General features: G+C 73.8%; 15 protein-coding genes. 8 read left to right on the top strand and 7 right to left on the bottom strand.

Features of this window, described 5'->3' with window-relative positions; all coding sequences use genetic code 11:
* Window positions 1-12: 12 nt before the first annotated feature.
* Window positions 13-864 (bottom strand): lytic polysaccharide monooxygenase, encoded by an 852-nt coding sequence (locus AB0G17_RS07565; protein WP_361377012.1) that lies wholly within the window; start codon window positions 862-864, stop codon window positions 13-15.
* 88 nt (window positions 865-952) lie between these two features.
* The gene (locus tag AB0G17_RS07570) at window positions 953-1,321 is read right to left on the bottom strand and encodes a hypothetical protein (RefSeq protein ID WP_361377015.1); all 369 of its coding nucleotides are present in this window, start codon (window positions 1,319-1,321) and stop codon (window positions 953-955) included.
* A gap of 181 nt (window positions 1,322-1,502) precedes the next feature.
* Between AB0G17_RS07570 and AB0G17_RS07575 the strand changes: the two genes are divergently transcribed.
* From AB0G17_RS07575 to AB0G17_RS07590, 4 genes are read left to right on the top strand one after another with little or no spacing between them, the layout of a single operon-like run.
* Window positions 1,503-2,336 (top strand): M55 family metallopeptidase, encoded by an 834-nt coding sequence (locus AB0G17_RS07575; RefSeq protein WP_361377018.1) that lies wholly within the window; start codon window positions 1,503-1,505, stop codon window positions 2,334-2,336.
* A complete protein-coding gene (locus AB0G17_RS07580) occupies window positions 2,329-3,654 on the top strand; it encodes a M20/M25/M40 family metallo-hydrolase (RefSeq protein WP_361377021.1) in 1,326 nt (441 codons plus the stop codon). The genes AB0G17_RS07575 and AB0G17_RS07580 overlap by 8 nt, the downstream gene beginning before the upstream one ends.
* A gap of 14 nt (window positions 3,655-3,668) precedes the next feature.
* Window positions 3,669-5,690, top strand: coding sequence for a prolyl oligopeptidase family serine peptidase (locus tag AB0G17_RS07585; protein ID WP_361377024.1), 2,022 nt, complete (start codon window positions 3,669-3,671; stop codon window positions 5,688-5,690).
* A complete protein-coding gene (locus AB0G17_RS07590; protein ID WP_361377027.1) occupies window positions 5,687-6,634 on the top strand; it encodes an LD-carboxypeptidase in 948 nt (315 codons plus the stop codon). Before AB0G17_RS07585 ends, AB0G17_RS07590 begins: the two co-directional genes overlap by 4 nt.
* 23 nt (window positions 6,635-6,657) lie before the next feature.
* On the opposite strand, the gene AB0G17_RS07595 is transcribed toward AB0G17_RS07590, so the two are convergent.
* Window positions 6,658-7,749 (bottom strand): adenosine deaminase, encoded by a 1,092-nt coding sequence (locus AB0G17_RS07595; protein ID WP_361377030.1) that lies wholly within the window; start codon window positions 7,747-7,749, stop codon window positions 6,658-6,660.
* Between the two features lie 54 nt (window positions 7,750-7,803).
* A complete protein-coding gene (locus AB0G17_RS07600) occupies window positions 7,804-8,544 on the bottom strand; it encodes a GntR family transcriptional regulator (RefSeq protein ID WP_361377033.1) in 741 nt (246 codons plus the stop codon).
* Between the two features lie 449 nt (window positions 8,545-8,993).
* Here AB0G17_RS07600 and AB0G17_RS07605 point away from each other — a divergent pair, with 449 nt between their 5' ends.
* From AB0G17_RS07605 to AB0G17_RS07615, 3 genes are all read left to right on the top strand, one after another.
* Window positions 8,994-9,431: a YdeI/OmpD-associated family protein gene (locus AB0G17_RS07605; protein ID WP_361377036.1), complete on the top strand. Its 438-nt coding sequence runs from the start codon at window positions 8,994-8,996 to the stop codon at window positions 9,429-9,431.
* Window positions 9,432-9,673: 242 nt separating this feature from the next.
* On the top strand, window positions 9,674-10,207 hold the full coding sequence (locus AB0G17_RS07610; protein WP_361377211.1) for a GNAT family protein: 534 nt from the start codon (window positions 9,674-9,676) through the stop codon (window positions 10,205-10,207).
* A 168-nt stretch (window positions 10,208-10,375) separates the two neighbouring features.
* On the top strand, window positions 10,376-12,346 hold the full coding sequence (locus tag AB0G17_RS07615) for a DUF5107 domain-containing protein (protein WP_361377038.1): 1,971 nt from the start codon (window positions 10,376-10,378) through the stop codon (window positions 12,344-12,346).
* Between the two features lie 67 nt (window positions 12,347-12,413).
* Here AB0G17_RS07615 and AB0G17_RS07620 read toward each other — a convergent pair whose 3' ends face one another.
* Window positions 12,414-12,767, bottom strand: a complete 354-nt coding sequence (locus AB0G17_RS07620; RefSeq protein WP_361377040.1) for a VOC family protein — start codon at window positions 12,765-12,767, stop codon at window positions 12,414-12,416.
* Window positions 12,768-12,791: 24 nt separating this feature from the next.
* Entirely contained in the window at window positions 12,792-13,607 is an 816-nt protein-coding gene (locus AB0G17_RS07625; RefSeq protein WP_361377043.1) for a methyltransferase domain-containing protein, read from the bottom strand.
* A 223-nt stretch (window positions 13,608-13,830) separates the two neighbouring features.
* On the opposite strand from AB0G17_RS07625, the gene AB0G17_RS07630 reads away from it, so the two are divergent.
* On the top strand, window positions 13,831-14,613 hold the full coding sequence (locus AB0G17_RS07630; RefSeq protein WP_361377046.1) for an MBL fold metallo-hydrolase: 783 nt from the start codon (window positions 13,831-13,833) through the stop codon (window positions 14,611-14,613).
* 40 nt (window positions 14,614-14,653) lie between these two features.
* Here the strand turns inward: AB0G17_RS07630 and AB0G17_RS07635 are convergent, their stop codons facing one another.
* Window positions 14,654-16,183: a phosphatase PAP2 family protein gene (locus AB0G17_RS07635; RefSeq protein ID WP_361377049.1), complete on the bottom strand. Its 1,530-nt coding sequence runs from the start codon at window positions 16,181-16,183 to the stop codon at window positions 14,654-14,656.
* Between the last annotated feature and the right edge of the window lie 20 nt (window positions 16,184-16,203).

Below are 16,203 nucleotides of genomic sequence, written 5' to 3' on the forward strand. Positions count from 1 at the left end.
GTCGGCGCCGGGTCAGGAGTCCTTGCGCCGGCGCAGGAGCAGTACGCCGCCGGCCAGGACGCCCGCCACGGAGGCCGCCGCGACGGGTTGCGCCGCGGCGCCCAGGGCGAACGAGTCCTTCGGGGGCGTGCCGCCGCCGTGCCCGTGGTGGCTGACGGTCGACCTGTCCGCGCCCGCGTCGATGCTCCGCTGACTGGGCGCGGCCGGCTGGGCCGCCGCCTGCGGGGACTTGCCGTACACGACGTCCGAGCAGCTGTAGAACGCCTCGGGGCTGTCGTCGCGCTGCCAGATCTTGTAGATGATGTGGCGGCCGGTGCGCGCGGGCAGGTTCCCGGTGAAGGTGTAGTAGCCGTCCGTGGCGGTCCTCGTCGTGGCGTACGTGGCGACCGGCTGGGAATCCAGGTCGGACCACTTCAGCGGCTTCGTCGGGTCGAAGCCCTCCTTGGTGATGTACACCGTCATCGTCCCCGAATGTGGGGCCGTCACCCGGAACCTGAACCCGAAGGAGCCCGCCGACACACCCGTGGCGGGCCAGTCGGTGCGGGCCCAGTCCAGCGCGCGGTACTTCTCGCGGTTGGCCGAACACAACTTGCCGTCGGGGATGAGCTGTTGGTGGTGCCCGTCGGCGTTGGCGATGTTGACCTCGTTCCAGTCGTAGAGCGGCTGGGTGCCGGAGTCGGCGACCAGGTCCTTGCACACCTGTGACTTGGGAGTCTCGGGGCCCTCCGCGTAACAGGCGGCGACTCGGCTGACCGGGTTGAACACCGCGCCGTGCGCGGCGGCGGGCGAGCCGGCGACGGAGAGCAGTGACGCGGACGCCACACCGAGAACACCGAGCGAGGCCGCTGTGCGTCGTACGGACATGTTGGGGCTCCTTCGCAGCTGGTCCGGACCAGAGGCTGGCATTGGTCTGGACCAACATGCAAGAGGCCTGCACGAATTGGCCAGTGCCTCAGGCGACGAGACGGTCCCCCGAAGCCAGCCACCGCCAGCGACGGCGCTCCGTGACGAGGGTGGCGGCGGCCAGCAGGGTCACGGGGACCGCCGCCCACGCGGGCCAGGCCAGCCACGAGGAAGCCACGGCCGCGACGAGCTGGAGGAGCACCAGAAGGATCGTGACCCAGCCCGGCACCGCGACGATCACGCTCGACTTGTCACCCGGGGTGGAGAAGCACGTGGGAAGACCGATCAGGACCACCACGGACAGGGCGGCAAGCAGCCATGAAGAGCCGGCCAGCGCCCAGGGCGTCGCCACCCAGGCGACGAGTTCCACCGCGAAGCGCAGAACGGACGAACCGCGGTCGTCCGGTCGTGTCGCCATCCATGTCCCAGCAGCGTCGGTCACCTGCGCACGATCTCACGGCCCGCACAGCCGTGGCCGGAGATCCCGAAATCACCGTCAAGATTCACCGGGTCCTGCCCGTCCTCGTCGACAGACCCGGGTCATCGCGCAGCGGTGTGGGCTCTGGCCGGCAAATTCGGCGGCCGGTAGCGTCGTACGCATGAAGATCCTGATCAGCGCCGACATGGAGGGCGCCACCGGTGTCACCTGGCCCGCCGATGTGCTGCCGGGCACCCCGCAGTGGGAGCGCTGCCGCGCCCTGTTCACGTCCGATGTGAACGCGGCGGCGCTGGGCTTCTTCGACGGGGGCGCCGACGAGGTCCTCATCAACGAAGCGCACTGGTCCATGCGCAATCTGCTCCTCGAACGACTGGACGAGCGCGTGGAGATGCTCACCGGCCGGCACAAGTCGCTGTCCATGGTCGAAGGCGTGCAGCACGGCGACGTGGACGGGATCGCGTTCGTCGGCTACCACACGGGCGCGGGCACCGAAGGCGTCCTCGCCCACACCTACCTCGCCAACTCCATCACCGGCGTCTGGCTGAACGGGACGAGGGCGAGCGAGGGCCTGCTCAACGCGCGCGTGGTCGCGGAGTACGGGGTGCCGGTCGTCCTGGTCACCGGCGACGACCTGACCTGCGCGGACGCGGAGGGGTACGCGCCGGGGGCGCACAAGGTGGCGGTCAAGGACCACGTCTCGCGGTACGCGGCGGTGTGCCGCACCCCGGCACGTACGGCCGCCGACATCAGGGCGGCCGCGAAGCGGGCGGCGGGCCTGGCGGTCCGTCACGAGCCGGTGGCGGGGGGCCCGTTCACCGTCGAGCTCGAATTCGACGCGGAGCACCTGGCCATGGCCGCCACGGTGGTCCCGGGCGCCGTGCGGACCGGGGAACGCCGCGTCGCCTACACCAGCGACACCATGTACGACGGCATCCGCACCTTCAAGGCGGTCACCACCATCGTCTCGTCCGCCGTGGAGGAGCAGTATGGCTGAGCACATCGACGAGCGGGCGCTGGACGAGGTGGTCACCTTCACCTCGGAGCTCATACGGATCGACACCACCAACCGCGGCGGCGGGGACTGCCGCGAGCGCCCCGCTGCCGAGTACGTGGCGGAACGGCTCGCCGCCACCGGCCTCGAGCCCACCCTCCTGGAGCGGACGCCCGGGCGCACCAACGTGGTGGCGCGCATCGAGGGCACCGACCCCTCGGCCGACGCCCTCCTCGTCCACGGTCACCTCGACGTGGTGCCCGCCGAGCCCGCCGACTGGAGCGAGCACCCCTTCTCCGGGGAGGTGCGCGACGGCGTGGTGTGGGGGCGCGGCGCCGTGGACATGAAGAACATGGACGCGATGGTCCTCGCGGTCGTCCGGGCCTGGGCGCGCGCGGGCGTCCGCCCCCGCCGGGACATCGTCATCGCGTACACCGCGGACGAGGAGGCGAGCGCGATCGACGGCTCCGGCTTCCTCGCCGACCACCACCCCGGCCTGTTCGAGGGGTGCACCGAAGGAATCAGTGAATCCGGCGCGTACACCTTCCACGCGGGCCCCGGCATGGCGCTCTACCCGATCGCGGCGGGCGAGCGCGGCACCGGCTGGCTGAGGCTCACCGCGCACGGCCGGGCGGGCCACGGCTCCAAGGTGAACCGGGCCAACGCGGTCAGCCGGCTGGCCGCGGCCGTCGCCCGGATCGGGGAGCACCAGTGGCCGGTCCGGCTTACCTCGACCGTCCGGGCCGCCCTGGCCGAACTGGCCGCGCTGTACGGGATCGAGGCCGACCCGGCCGCACCCGGCTTCGACGTGGACGAGCTCCTCGCCAAGCTCGGCCCGGCCGCGGCCCTGGTGGAACCGAGCGTGCGCAACAGCTCCAACCCAACGATGCTGGAAGCCGGTTACAAGATCAATGTCATTCCGGAGCACGCCACCGCGTATGTGGACGGGCGCATCCTGCCGGGCGGCGAGGAGGAGTTCCGGGACACGCTCGACCGGCTCACCGGCCCGGACGTCGACTGGGAGTTCCACCACAAGGAGGTCGCCCTGCAGGCCCCGGTCGACTCCCCGACGTACGCCAAACTGCGCGCCGCCGTCGAGGAGTTCGCCCCCGAGGGCCATGTCGTGCCGTACTGCATGTCCGGCGGCACCGACGCCAAGCAGTTCTCCCGGCTCGGCATCACCGGCTACGGCTTCTCGCCGCTGAGGCTGCCGGCCGGCTTCGACTACCAGGCGCTGTTCCACGGCGTCGACGAACGGGTCCCGGTGGACGCGCTCCACTTCGGCGTGCGCGTCCTCGATCACTATCTGCGTTCCGCGTAGGGGGAGTGGAAGACATGGTGCCCATCGGTCCTTACGGAACCTGGCCGTCGCCCATCGACGCCGAGCTCGCCGCGAGCCGCGACGGGGCGCCCGACTTCGTCGGGGTCGTCGGCGAGGAGGTGTGGTGGACCGAGCCGCGCCCCACCGAGGGCGGCCGCCGCGCTCTGGTCCGGCGCCGGGCGGACGGCGCCGCCCAGTCGCTGCTGCCCGCGCCGTGGAACGTACGGACGCGGGTCATCGAGTACGGCGGCCGCCCGTGGGTGGCGGTTCCGCGCGCCTCCGGGGGCCCGCTCGTGGTCTTCGCCCACTTCCCCGACCAGCGCCTGTACGCGTACGAGCCGGACGGCGCCGGGGAGCCGAGGCCGCTCACCCCGCTCTCGGCGGTGGGCGAGGGGCTGCGCTGGGCCGACCCGGTCCTCGTGGCGGAGCGGGGCGAAGTCTGGTGCGTCCTTGAGGAGTTCACCGGGCCCGCGCCCACGGACGTGCGCCGGGTGCTCGCGGCCGTGCCCCTGGACGGCTCGGCCGCCGAGGACCGAAGCCGGGTGCGCGAGCTCTCCGACGGACGGCACCGCTTCGTCACCGGCCCCCGGCTCTCCCCGGACGGCTCGCGCGTGGCCTACCTCGCCTGGGACCACCCGAACATGCCGTGGGACGGCACCGAGCTGATCCTCGCGGACATCGGCGAGGACGGTGTGTTGGCGGGGGCGCGGCCGGTCGCGGGCGGGGCCGGCGAGTCCGTCGCCCAGGTCGAGTGGGCGCCCGACGGCCGGCTGCTCTTCTCCTCCGACCGCACCGGCTGGTGGAACCTCTACCGGGCCGACCCGGCGCCGCCGGTCCCGTCCTCCTCGCACCCGGGGGACCGCGACGGCGCGGCGGTGCCGCTCTGTCCGCGCGAGGAGGAGTTCGGCGGGCCGCTCTGGCAGCTCGGCCGCCGCTGGTTCCACCCGCTGGAGAACGGGCTGATCGCCGTGGTCCACGGCCGGGGCGCGACCGCGCTCGGCATCCTCGACCCGGAGAGCGGCGAGGTCGTGGACGCCGCCGGGCCCTGGACCGCCTGGCTCAGCACGCTCGCGGTGCACGGCAGCAGGGTCGTCGGCGTCGCCGCCAGCCCGCGCACCGCGCCCGAGGTCGTCGAGCTCGACACCCGCTCGGGCCGCACCCGCGTGGTCGGACGCCCCCACGACGACCCGGTGGACCCCGCGTACTACCCGGAACCACAGATCCGCACCTTCACCGGTCCCGGCGGCCGTGACATCCACGCCCTGGTCTACCCGCCGCACCACCCGGGCCGGGCGGCGCCCGCCGACGAGCTGCCGCCGTACGTCATCTGGGCGCACGGCGGCCCGACCAGCCAGGTCCCGCTCGTCCTCGACCTGGAGATCGCCTACTTCACCTCGCGCGGCATCGGCGTGGCCGAGGTCAACTACGGAGGCTCGACGGGCTACGGGCGGGAGTACCGCGACCGGCTGCGCGAGCAGTGGGGCGTCGTCGACGTGGAGGACTGCGCGGCGGTGGCCCGGGCGCTCGCCGACGAGGGCACCGCCGACCCCCGGCGGCTCGCGATCCGGGGCGGCAGCGCGGGGGGCTGGACTTCGGCGGCCTCGCTCGCCACCACCGACGTGTACGCCTGCGGCACCGTGATCTACCCGGTGCTCGACCTCACCGACTGGTCGTCCGACGAGGGCACGCACGACTTCGAGTCGCAGTACATGGAATCCCTCATCGGCCCCCTCGCCCAGTTCCCCGGCCGGTACGCGGAGCGCTCGCCGATCACCCACGCGGATCGGATCAGCGTGCCGTTCCTGCTGCTCCAGGGCCTCGACGACGTGATCTGCCGGCCCGTACAGTGCGAACGGTTCCTGGCCAGAACGGCGGGCCGCGGCATCCCGCACGCGTACATCGCCTTCGAGGGCGAGGGACACGGCTTCCGCCGGGCGGACACCATGGTCCGCGCCCTGGAGGCCGAACTCTCCCTGTACGCCCAGACGTTCGGCATCGACCGGCCCGACGTCCCCCTCCTGGAGCTGAAGAAGTGACCCCGACGCACCACGCCACCGCCCCGCTGACCCGGCCCGCCCGGCTGCGCCCCGGCGCCCGGGTGGCGGTGGTCGCCTCCAGTGGGCCCGTGGTGGGGGAGCGGCTCGACGCGGGCCTGGACATCCTGCGCGGCTGGGACCTCGACCCGGTCGTGATGCCGCATGTGCGCGACCGGCACCCGGAGTTCGGCTATCTCGCGGGCAGTGACGAGGGCCGGGCGCGCGACCTCCAGGAGGCCTGGTGCGACCCGTCCGTCGACGCGGTGCTCTGCGCGCGCGGCGGCTACGGTGCCCAGCGCATGGTGGACCTGCTCGACTGGAGCGCGATGCGCGCGGCCGGGCCCAAGGCGTTCGTCGGCTACAGCGACGTGACCGCGCTGCACGAGGCGTTCGCGGTACGGATGGGGCTGTCCACCCTGTACGGGCCGATGGTGTCGGCCGCGACGTTCCTCAAGGACGACCCGACCCAGCGCTCCCTGCGCACCACGCTCTTCGAGCCCGGGGCGGCGCTCACGCTCGCCCCGGCGGGCGCCCGCCCGATGGTGCCCGGCCGGGCCCGCGGGGTCACCGTGGGCGGCTGCCTCTCCCTGCTCGGTGCCGACGTCGGCACCCCCCACGCCAGGGCATCGGCGCGCGGCGGACTGCTGCTGATCGAGGACGTCGGCGAGGAGGACTACCGGATCGACCGCATCCTCACCCAGCTGCTGCGCTCGGGATGGCTGGACGGGGTCGCCGGGGTGGCGCTCGGCTCCTGGGAGGAGTGCGGCCCGTACGAGAAGGTGCGGGCCGTGCTGTACGAGCGGCTCGCCCCGCTCGGGGTGCCGGTGGTCGAGCACTTCGGCTTCGGCCACTGCACCCCCTCGCTCACCATGCCGCTGGGGGTGCCCGCGGTGCTCGACGCCGACGCGGGCACGCTCACGCTGGAGGTGCCCGCGCTGGTGTAGGCCGTCTGGGGGCGCGCCGTCGGCTAGAGGGCGGCGTAACCCGGGCGGACCAGCTCGTCGATGATGCGGCGGCGCTCCGGCAGCGGCAGGAACGCGGCCTCCACGGCGGCGACGGTGAACTGCTCGAACACCTCGGGGCCGTAGCCGAAGGCGTCCGCCATGTGCTGGAACTCCTCGCTCATGGTGGTGCCGGAGACCAGCCGGTTGTCGGTGTTCAGGGTGACGCGGAAGCCGAGGCGGCGCAGCAGGTCGATCGGGTGCGAGGCGTAGTCCTTCGCCGCGCCCGTCTGGAGGTTGGAGGTCGGGCAGGCCTCCAGGGCGATGCGGTTGTCGCGCAGGTAGGACGCGAGGTGGCCGAGGTCCGCCGTGCCGTCCTCGTGCACCGTGATGTCGTCGGTGATCCGCACACCGTGGCCGACGCGCTCGGCGCCGCAGATCTGCACGGCCTCGTGGATCGACTCGGCGCCGACGGCCTCGCCCGCGTGGATGGTGAAGTGGCAGTTCGACCGCTTCAGGTGCTGGAAGGCGGGGAGGTGGCGGGCCGGCGGGTTGCCGATCTCGCCGCCCGCGATGTCGAAGCCGGCCACCCCGCGGTCGCGGTGGGCCACGGTCAGCTCGGCGATCTCCAGGGACCGGTCGGTGTGGCGCATCCCGGTGAGCAGGGCACGCACGGTGATCCGGCCGCCGGTGCGGCGCTCGCCCTCGCGGAAGCCGGCGTTCACCGCGTCGACGACCTCGTCGAGGGTGAGCCCACGCTCCAGGTGCTGCTCGGGCGCGTACCGCACCTCCGCGTAGACGACCCCGTCCGCCGCCAGGTCCTCGGCGCACTCGGCCGCGATCCGCTCCAGCGCCTCGCGGGTCTGCATCACCGCGCAGGTGTGGGCGAAGGTCTCCAGGTAGCGCTCCAGCGAGCCGGAGTCGGCCGCGTCGCGGAACCAGACCGCCAGCGCCGCCGGGTCCTCGGTCGGCAGGCCCGCGTAGCCGCAGGCGCGGGCCAGCTCGATGATCGTGGCGGGGCGCAGACCACCGTCGAGGTGGTCGTGGAGGACGGCCTTGGGCGCGCGGCGTATCCAGTCGGCGACGGGCTGGGCGGCAGGGTTGTCAGACAAGTGCATGACCGGGGAGTGTACATCCTCGGCCGCGCGCCGGTCGGACCCAGCGGACAGGCCCTAGCCGTTGTGCAGGACGGGCAGGGCCGGGGAGCCGGTCGGCAGCATGTGCTTGGCGGCGAGGACGGGGGTGCCCTCCACCCGTACGACCTGCGTGATCAGTACGGCCGGGGTGTCGGCCGGGCGGTCCAGCTGCTCGCCCCGGCGGCGGCCGAGGAGGGTCGCCGTCACCCCGCTGTGCCCGGTCAGCGGGACCCCCCGGGAGGCCTCCGTCAGCAGCGCGAGCATCGAGCGGGCGGGCTCGTCGGCCAGGGCGGCGGCGAACGCCGGGTGCAGCCGTTCGAGCACGTCCTGCGGAGCGGCCCACTCGTGGCACAGCGCCACCGCCAGCGCCTCGCCGACCAGCACGGTCTCCCAGAACCGGAGCTCGGCCCCGGCCGCCGGAAGCAGGTGCTGGGTGGTGAAGTCGGTCGGCTCCTCGACGCTGCGCAGCAGCGCCCGCACCTCGACCGGGCCGCCCGCGCCGAGCAGCTCCTCCAGCGGCTGGAGCTGCTCGAAGCCGCGCCGGGGCGGGCTGGCGTTGACCGTCCGGCCCACGCCCCGGCGGACCGAGAGCAGCCCGTCCTCCTGGAGCAGCAGCAGCGCCTCGCGCAGCGCGGGCCGGCCCACCCCCAGCTCGCTCGCGAGCCGGGGCTCGGAGGGGAGGGTGGAGCCCGGCGGGTAGGTGCCGTCGTGGATCGCGTCGGCGATCCGCTCGTAGAGGACGACCACCGGCCTGCGCTGTTGTCCGCTCACTGCCATGGGGCAAGCATGACGTCGGGCTCACTTGTCTGACAAGGCGGGAGTGGATCACCGGACGGGTCAGCTGATGGATCCCCCGACGGGCCACCTGATGGATCACCCGTACGGACCGCTCCGGGGCGGCATCGCGTACCGGAACCGCCCATTCTGTACGGAAGGGGTGGCATCAACCCCAGAAAGGGCCGGGTCATGAGCGGCGCCCCCGACTCCGGTGCCGCCCTTCGTCCCGCCCGACGCATCCTTGGGGTCGCGGTGTTCGTGGTCGGCGTGATCTGCGGCGGCCACTTCATCCGGCGCCGGGGCAGATGAGCGGGACGGATGGGCGAGGCGGATGGGCGGAGCGGATGGGCGGAGCGGATGAGCGGGCAGCCGAGACAGCGCGGATGATCGGCAACTCCCGGTATATCGTGGCCGGTTGAGACCACACCGTACGGGCGAGGAGTGCGAGCATGAAGTTCACGGCCACGGTCATCCCGTCCGGGAACGCGCTGGGCGTCGAAGTGCCGCAGAAGGTCATCGACGACCTCGGGCAGGGCAAGCGGCCCCCGGTGGTGGTCGCGATCAACGGTCACTCCTGGCGCACCAGGGTCGCCGCCATGCGCGGCCAGATCCTCGTCGGCATCAGCGCGGCCAACCGCGAGGCGAGCGGGGTCGACCTGGGCGAGGAGATCGAGGTCGACCTCCAGCTCGACGACGAGCCGCGCGTGGTGGAGGCGCCGGACGACCTCGCGGCCGTGCTCGACGCGGACCCCGCGCTGCGCGGGGCGTACGAGCGGATGGCCTTCAGCCTCAAGCGCAAGCAGGTGGGAGAGATCGAGAGCGCCAAGAGCCCCGAGACGCGGCAGCGGCGCATCGACAAGCTGGTCGAGTCGCTCCGGGGTAAGTAGCCACGCCCGCAACCGGGCCCGCCCCGCCCCACCAGCCCGCCTCGCCCGCCACCCGCCCGCCTCCGGCCGGCTCGCGCCGCCCGCCTCCGGCCGGCTCGCGCCGCCCGCCTCCGGCCGGCTCGCGCCGCCCGCCTCCGGCCGGCTCGCGCCGCCCGCCCCCACCGGCCCGCGCCGCCCGCCTCCGGCCCTCTCCGGTCGGCCCGCCCCCGGCCAGTACCCTGACCCCCGTGCCCGACAAGATCATGTACCTCGCCGAGGGCCCCCGCGTGGGCATCCGTTCCTTCACGCTCGACGACGCGGCGGAGTTCACCGCGCTCGCCCAGGAGAGCCGGTCCCTGCACGCGCCGTGGCTCTTCCCGCCGACCGACCCCGACGCGTACGCGACGTACGCGGGGCGGCTGCTGGAGGATCCGGCCCGGTACGGGTTCCTGGTCTGCACCCGCGACGACGACCGGATCGCGGGCTTCATCAACATCAACAACGTCGTCCAGGGCGCGTTCCTGAACGGAGCCCTCGGCTACGGTGCCTTCGCGCACGCCGCCGGGCGCGGGCTGATGGGCGAGGCGCTGGACCTGGTCACCCGGTACGCGTTCGGCACGCTCGGCCTGCACCGCCTGGAGGTGAACATCCAGCCCGGCAACACCGCCTCCATCGCCCTGGTCCGCCGCGCCGGATACCGCCTGGAGGGCTTCTCGCCGGACTTCCTCTTCATCGACGGCGCCTGGCGCGACCACCAACGCTGGGCGATCACGGCGGAGATGGTCGAGCCGCGCTGACCCCCGCCGGGTCCATGACCTCGCCGCCTGGACGCCTTCGCCGGGCGGATGCCTTTGCGCAATCCTGACCAGGGGATCCTCTGGTCAGTGCGGCGCCCGCCGTGTTCCATGGTCACGGGGGCGGCCGCAAGGACGGGGTGGCCGACCGCGCGAGGGAATGAGGTTGTCTTGGCCACGACCGTGCGACGTGCCGTACTGACCCTGCCCGCCGCCCCGTTGGGGCAGCCCAACCCGCTGCCCGCGCTGCGGCCGCTCGACGAGGTGCACACCCTCGACGAGCGGGCCCGCGAAGGGCTGCCGCGCGACATGGCCCGCCAGATCGGCTACGCGCCGCTGCAGACGCTCCTTCCGGTACGGGTCCTCGACGGCTACGGCCGCGAGCGCACCCCCACCGACCTGGACGTCCTCGTCCTGGAGAACTCCCGGCTGCGCGTCACCGTACTGCCCGGCCTCGGCGGCCGGATCCACTCCCTCTTCCACAAGCCGACCGGACGCGAACTCCTCTACGTCAACCCCGTGTTGCAGCCCGCCGACTTCGCCCTGAACGGCGCCTGGTTCTCCGGCGGGATCGAGTGGAACATCGGCGCCACCGGCCACACCACCCTCTCCTGCGCGCCCGTCCACGCGGCCACCGTGCCCGCCCCGGACGGCGGCGAGATGCTGCGTCTGTGGGAGTGGGAGCGGCTGCGCGACCTGCCCTTCCAGGTGGACCTCTGGCTGCCCGAGGACTCCGACTTCCTGTACGTGGGCGTCCGCGTCCGCAACCCGCACGAGCGGACCGCGCCGGTCTACTGGTGGTCCAACATCGCCGTGGAGGAGGGCGAACGCACCCGCGTCCTCGCCCCCGCCGACCGGGCCTGGCACTTCGGGTACGAGCGCACCCTGCGGCAGGTGCCGGTCCCCGAGTGGGGCGGCGTCGACCGTACGTATCCGCTGCGCGGCGAACACCCTGCCGACTACTTCTACGAGGTGCCCGACGGCGCCCGTCGCTGGCTCGCCTCGCTCGAGGCGTCCGGGCAGGGCCTGGTGCAGACGTCGACCGATCTGCTGCGTGGGCGCAAGCTGTTCCTGTGGGGCTCGGGCCGGGGCGGGCGGCGCTGGCAGGAGTGGCTGACCGAGCCCGGCACCATCGGCTACGCGGAGATCCAGGCGGGCCTGGCACGCACCCAGCTGGAACACGTTCCGCTGGAGGCGGGCGCGGAGTTCGCCTGGCTGGAGGCGTACGGACCGCTCGCCGCCGCGCCCGAACTCGTACACGGCGACGACTGGCCGGCGGCCCGTGGCGAGGTGGCGCGGCAGTTGGAGGCCGTGCTGCCGCGCGAGCGCGTCGAGGAGGCGTACGCGGCCTGGCGCCCGTACGCCGACACCGAGCCCACCGAGTCGCTGGCCACCGGGTCCGGCTGGGGGGCGCTCGAAGTGCTGCGGGGGAGCCTGAAGCTTCCGGGCACGCCGTTCGCGGAGGCGACGCTCGGCGAAGAGCAGGCGCCCTGGCTGGAGTTGCTGCACGCCGGGGCGCTGCCGGAGCCGCGCCGGGTCGTCCCGCCCGGGCCGACGCTGGTGGCCCCGCACTGGCGGGACATGCTGGAGACGGCGCCCGCCTCTCCGCTCACCGAGTACCACCTCGGGGTAGCGCAGTGGCACGCGGGCGACCGCGCGCAGGCCGTGCGCAGCTGGGAGCGCGGGCTGGCGCTCGCGCCCTCGCGCTGGCCGCTGCTGCGGTGCCTGGCCGTCGCGGACCGGCTCGCGGGCAACGCGGACCGGGCCGGGTCGCTGTACGCGGAGGCGTTCGACGACCTGTGCGCCGAGAGGCGCGACGGAGAGCACTGGGTCGCCGCGACCGCCGCGCTCGGGCGCGAGGCGATCGCGGCGCTGCTCGGCGCGGGGCGCCCCGGGGATGCGCGTGCCGTGTGGGCGCGGCTGCGTCCCCCTGTGCAGGGGCGGGGGGCGTTCCGGCTCCTTGAGGCGCAACTCCTGCTCGCGGAGGGCGACTTGGCGGGTGCGCGTGCCGTCTTCGACGCGGGGTTCGAGGTGGCCGACCTGCGCGAGGGCGCGGAGATACTGGGCGAGGTGTGGGCCCGGATCACGGACGAGCCGTTGCCGGAGCGGTACGATTACCGGATGCGGCCGGAGGCAGGGTAGTGGGCGCGGATTTCAGGTCCGGACCGTGGTGGGCCGTTCGCGCCCACCACGGCACGCCCACGCACTCCTAAGAAGCCGCCTTGTGGTCCACGTACTCGAAAACCGACCCGTCCGGGTGTACGGCGATCAGGTTGCGGCCCACCGGGGTCGGGACCGGGCCCGCGATGACGCGGGCGCCCACCCCGGTGAGGGCCCGGTAGGCGTCCTCGACGTCCTTCACCGCGATCGTGGCCGAAACCTTGCGCAGGATCTCCAACTCCGACTCCGGACCGCTCATCAGCAGGAAGCAGCCGACCGCGGCGACCGAGACCCCGCCGCGTTCGAAGCGCAGGGCTTTGCTTCCGGTGAGACGTTCGTAGAAGACCACCGAGGTCTCCAGGTCGGCGACGCAGATGCGCAATGTCGTTCCGAGGATCTCCATATGGACGAGCCTAGTTGGTGACCGTCACGCGCGGCAGAGGATCTCGCCGTGGGGGACCATGAACCACGCGTCGTCGTCCGCGCCCCACTCCCGCCACCCCTCGGCGATCTCCGTGAGAGCGGCCTCGGTGGTGTGCCCGCCGTCCACGGCGAGCCGCGCGTACGAGGACGCCACCGTGCGGTCCGCCCACAGTCCGCTCCACCAGGCGCGCTCGTCGGGCGTAGAGAAACACCAGGTCGAGGCGGTGGAGGTGATGTCGGTGAACCCGGCCGCGCGCGCCCAGGACCGCAGCCGCCGCCCGGCGTCCGGCTCGCCGCCGGCGGCCCGGGCGACCCGGTGGTACAGCTCCAGCCAGGTGTCCAGGGCCGGGACTTCGGGGAACCAGGTGAAGGCGCCGTAGTCGCTGTCGCGCACCGCGACCAGACCGCCCGGCCGGGTGACCCGGCGCATCTCGCGCAGCGCCTGGACCGGGTCGCCCACGTGTTGCAGCACCTGGTGGGCGTGGACGACGTCGAAGGAGTCGTCGGGGTGGTCGAGGGCGTGGACGTCCGCGACCGCGAACGCCATGTTGAGCTGTCCGCGCTCCTCGGCGTACGCCCGCGCCCGCTCGACGATGCCGGGCGCCGCGTCGACGGCGGTGACCTGGCCGTCCGGGACCAGCGCGGCCAGGTCGGCGGAGATGGTGCCGGGCCCGCAGCCGATGTCCAGGACCCGGGCGTCCGGTCTGAGTTCACCGATCAGGTACGCGGCGGAGTTGGCCGCGGTGCGCCAGCTGTGCGAGCGCAGGACGGACTCGTGATGGCCGTGGGTGTAGACGGCGGTCTCCCGCGGTTTCGGCATGGCGGTTCCCTCTCTCGGCGTGCTGGGTGTACTCGGCGCCGGCTCGACCGGTACGGCCACCGTACGCCGCCATGTCGCATGCTGAGACCTGCGTTTCGCCATGTGGACAGCGCCGGTCCTGGCCGCCGGGCGTGCTCCGGGGCGCCGGCCGCCGGACGAGTCGGCACTACCGGGCCCGTGGAACAACCCGTAGCGTCAGAGGCGTTACCCCTGCCGAGCAAGGATGATCACTTGGGAGGGCATCATGGGCGAGATCTCGGTCCGGTACGTGGGCGGGCCGACCGCCGTCGTGGACATCTGCGGGGTACGGCTGGTCACCGACCCCACCTTCGACGCCCCGGGCGACTATCCCGTCGGCCCCGGCCGCAAGCTCGTCAAGACGGCCGGACCGGCGATCGAGGCGGCCGAGACGGGGCACGTGGACGCGGTCCTGCTCTCGCACGACCAGCACCCCGACAACCTCGACGAGTCGGGGCGGGAGTATCTGGAGCGGGTGCCGCTCGTGCTGTCCACGGCCGCCGCGCACAGCAGACTCGGCGACATGGTCACGGTCCTGCCGAACTGGCAGACGTACGAACTCGGCGAGCGGCTGCGCATCACCGGTGTCCCCGCCCTGCACGGGCCGGACGGCGCCGAGGAGTTCACCGGCGAGGTCACCGGCTTCGTGCTGCACGGCGACGCGGTGCCGACGGTCTATGTGAGCGGGGACAACGCCTCGCTGGACCATGTGCGCGCGGTGGCCGAGCGGTTCGGTCCGGTCGACGTGGCCGTCCTGTTCGCCGGGGCCGCCCGCACCCCGCTGCTCGACGGGGCCCCGCTGACCCTGACCAGCGAGGCCGCCGCCGAGGCCGCCCAGATCCTGGGCGCCCGCCATGTGGTGCCGCTCCACTTCGAGCACTGGGGCCACTTCAGTGAGGGCGCGGACTCCCTGACCGAGGCGTTCGCCGCCGCCGGGCTCGGCGATCGGCTGCGGCTGCTGAAGCCGGGCGCGCTCTTCTCGGCCTAGGGTCTGTCCGGCGGACCCGCGCGAGCCCGGCGCCGGGGCGTCACGGGCGCACCGGCGGGCGGTACACCGTCAGCGCCTCGGGCAGCTTGTCGACCGTCAACTCACCCTCTATGTGGGCGACTTCGCCGTCGTACGCCACCGATGTGCCCGGCGCGAGCCCGCCGATGCGCAGCCGGCGCAGCCGCTGGGCGGCATGGACGGGGGAGCGGCTGAGCGGCCCGGCGAGCGCGGCCGCGAGGAGCCGCAGCCCGGGCAGCCGGCCGCCCTGCACCACGCGCACGTCGAGCAGCCCGTCGGCCAGGTCGTAGCGGTGGGCCGGGGCCGGGCCCAGGCGCTGGTAGGTGCAGTTGCCCGCGAACAGCAGCCACAGCGCGTGCGGTTTGCCGCGCAGCTCGGCCTCCAGGGGGCGCTCGCCGCGCAGCACCTCGTACGACGCGAGCACCCCGGCCGGCCAGCCGCCGATCCGCGGCGTCCAGCGCTCGCGCAGCCGCACCAGCTCGGGGTAGACGCCGAGGCTGAAGGTGTTGACGAAGTATCCGGCGGCCGCGCCGTCCGGGCCCGGCGTGAACCGGCCCAGGTCGACCTTGACGGCGTCGCCCGACGCCAGCGCGCGGGCGGTGTCCTGGACCGCCTCGATGCCCAGGTCGTACGCGAAGTGGTTGAGGGTGCCGCCGGGGAACACCGCGAGCGGCACGCCGTGCCGGGCGGCCGCCACCGCCGCCCGGTTCACCGTGCCGTCGCCGCCGCACACCCCCAGCGCCCGGCCGCGCTGCGCGGCCTTGTCGAGCGTCGCCGTCAGGTCCTCGGGAGCGCACTCCACCACCTCCGCCAGCGGCAGCGCGTCGCGCACCGCCGAGGCCTTCGCGGCGGCGCTGCCGGAGTCCTCGTTGACCACGACCACCAGGTGCTCGCCGCCGGGCAGCGCGGGCGCCTCCGTGTACGGCCGCCCGGGCGGGGCCAACTGGCGCCGGGTGGGCACCAGGCCCCGTACCGCGAAGGCCGCGCCGACGCCGAGGGCCGCGCCCACCAGGACGTCACCCGGATAGTGCACCCCCGTGTACACCCGGGAGGCGGCCACAGAGAAGGCGACCGGCGCCACCACCGCGCCCCAGCCCAGCGACTCCAGGGCCACCCCGGTCGCGAAGGCGGCGGCCGACGCGGAGTGCCCGGACGGGAAGGAGGTGGTGATCGGCTGGCTCTTCAACTGCCGCACCAGCGGCACCAGTTCCAGTATCGGCCGGGGCCTGCGCACCGAGCGCTTGCCCACCGTGTTGACGGTCGCCGAGGCGAGCGCGAGCGAGGCCACCCCGCGCAGCGCCGCCCGCCGCGCCCGGGGCGAGCGGGTCGCCGCCATCGCGGCGGCGGCGCCGAACCACAACAGCCCGTGGTCGGCGGCCCGGCTCAGCCGCGGCAGCACGGCGCGGGCACCGGGCCAGTTCCGGTCGGCGGCCACCTGGAACAGCGCGCGGTCCCGGTCGCTCAGCCGACGGGACAGGGCACCGGTCCAGGAGGACCGCGTGACGGAAGCGGGCGGCACGGACGGAACGGGCTGCACGGACGGGAAAGACATGGCCCATGGGTACCCGCCCG

It is taken from the genome of Streptomyces sp. NPDC023838 (assembly GCF_040639555.1).
GTDB lineage: Bacteria > Actinomycetota > Actinomycetes > Streptomycetales > Streptomycetaceae > Streptomyces.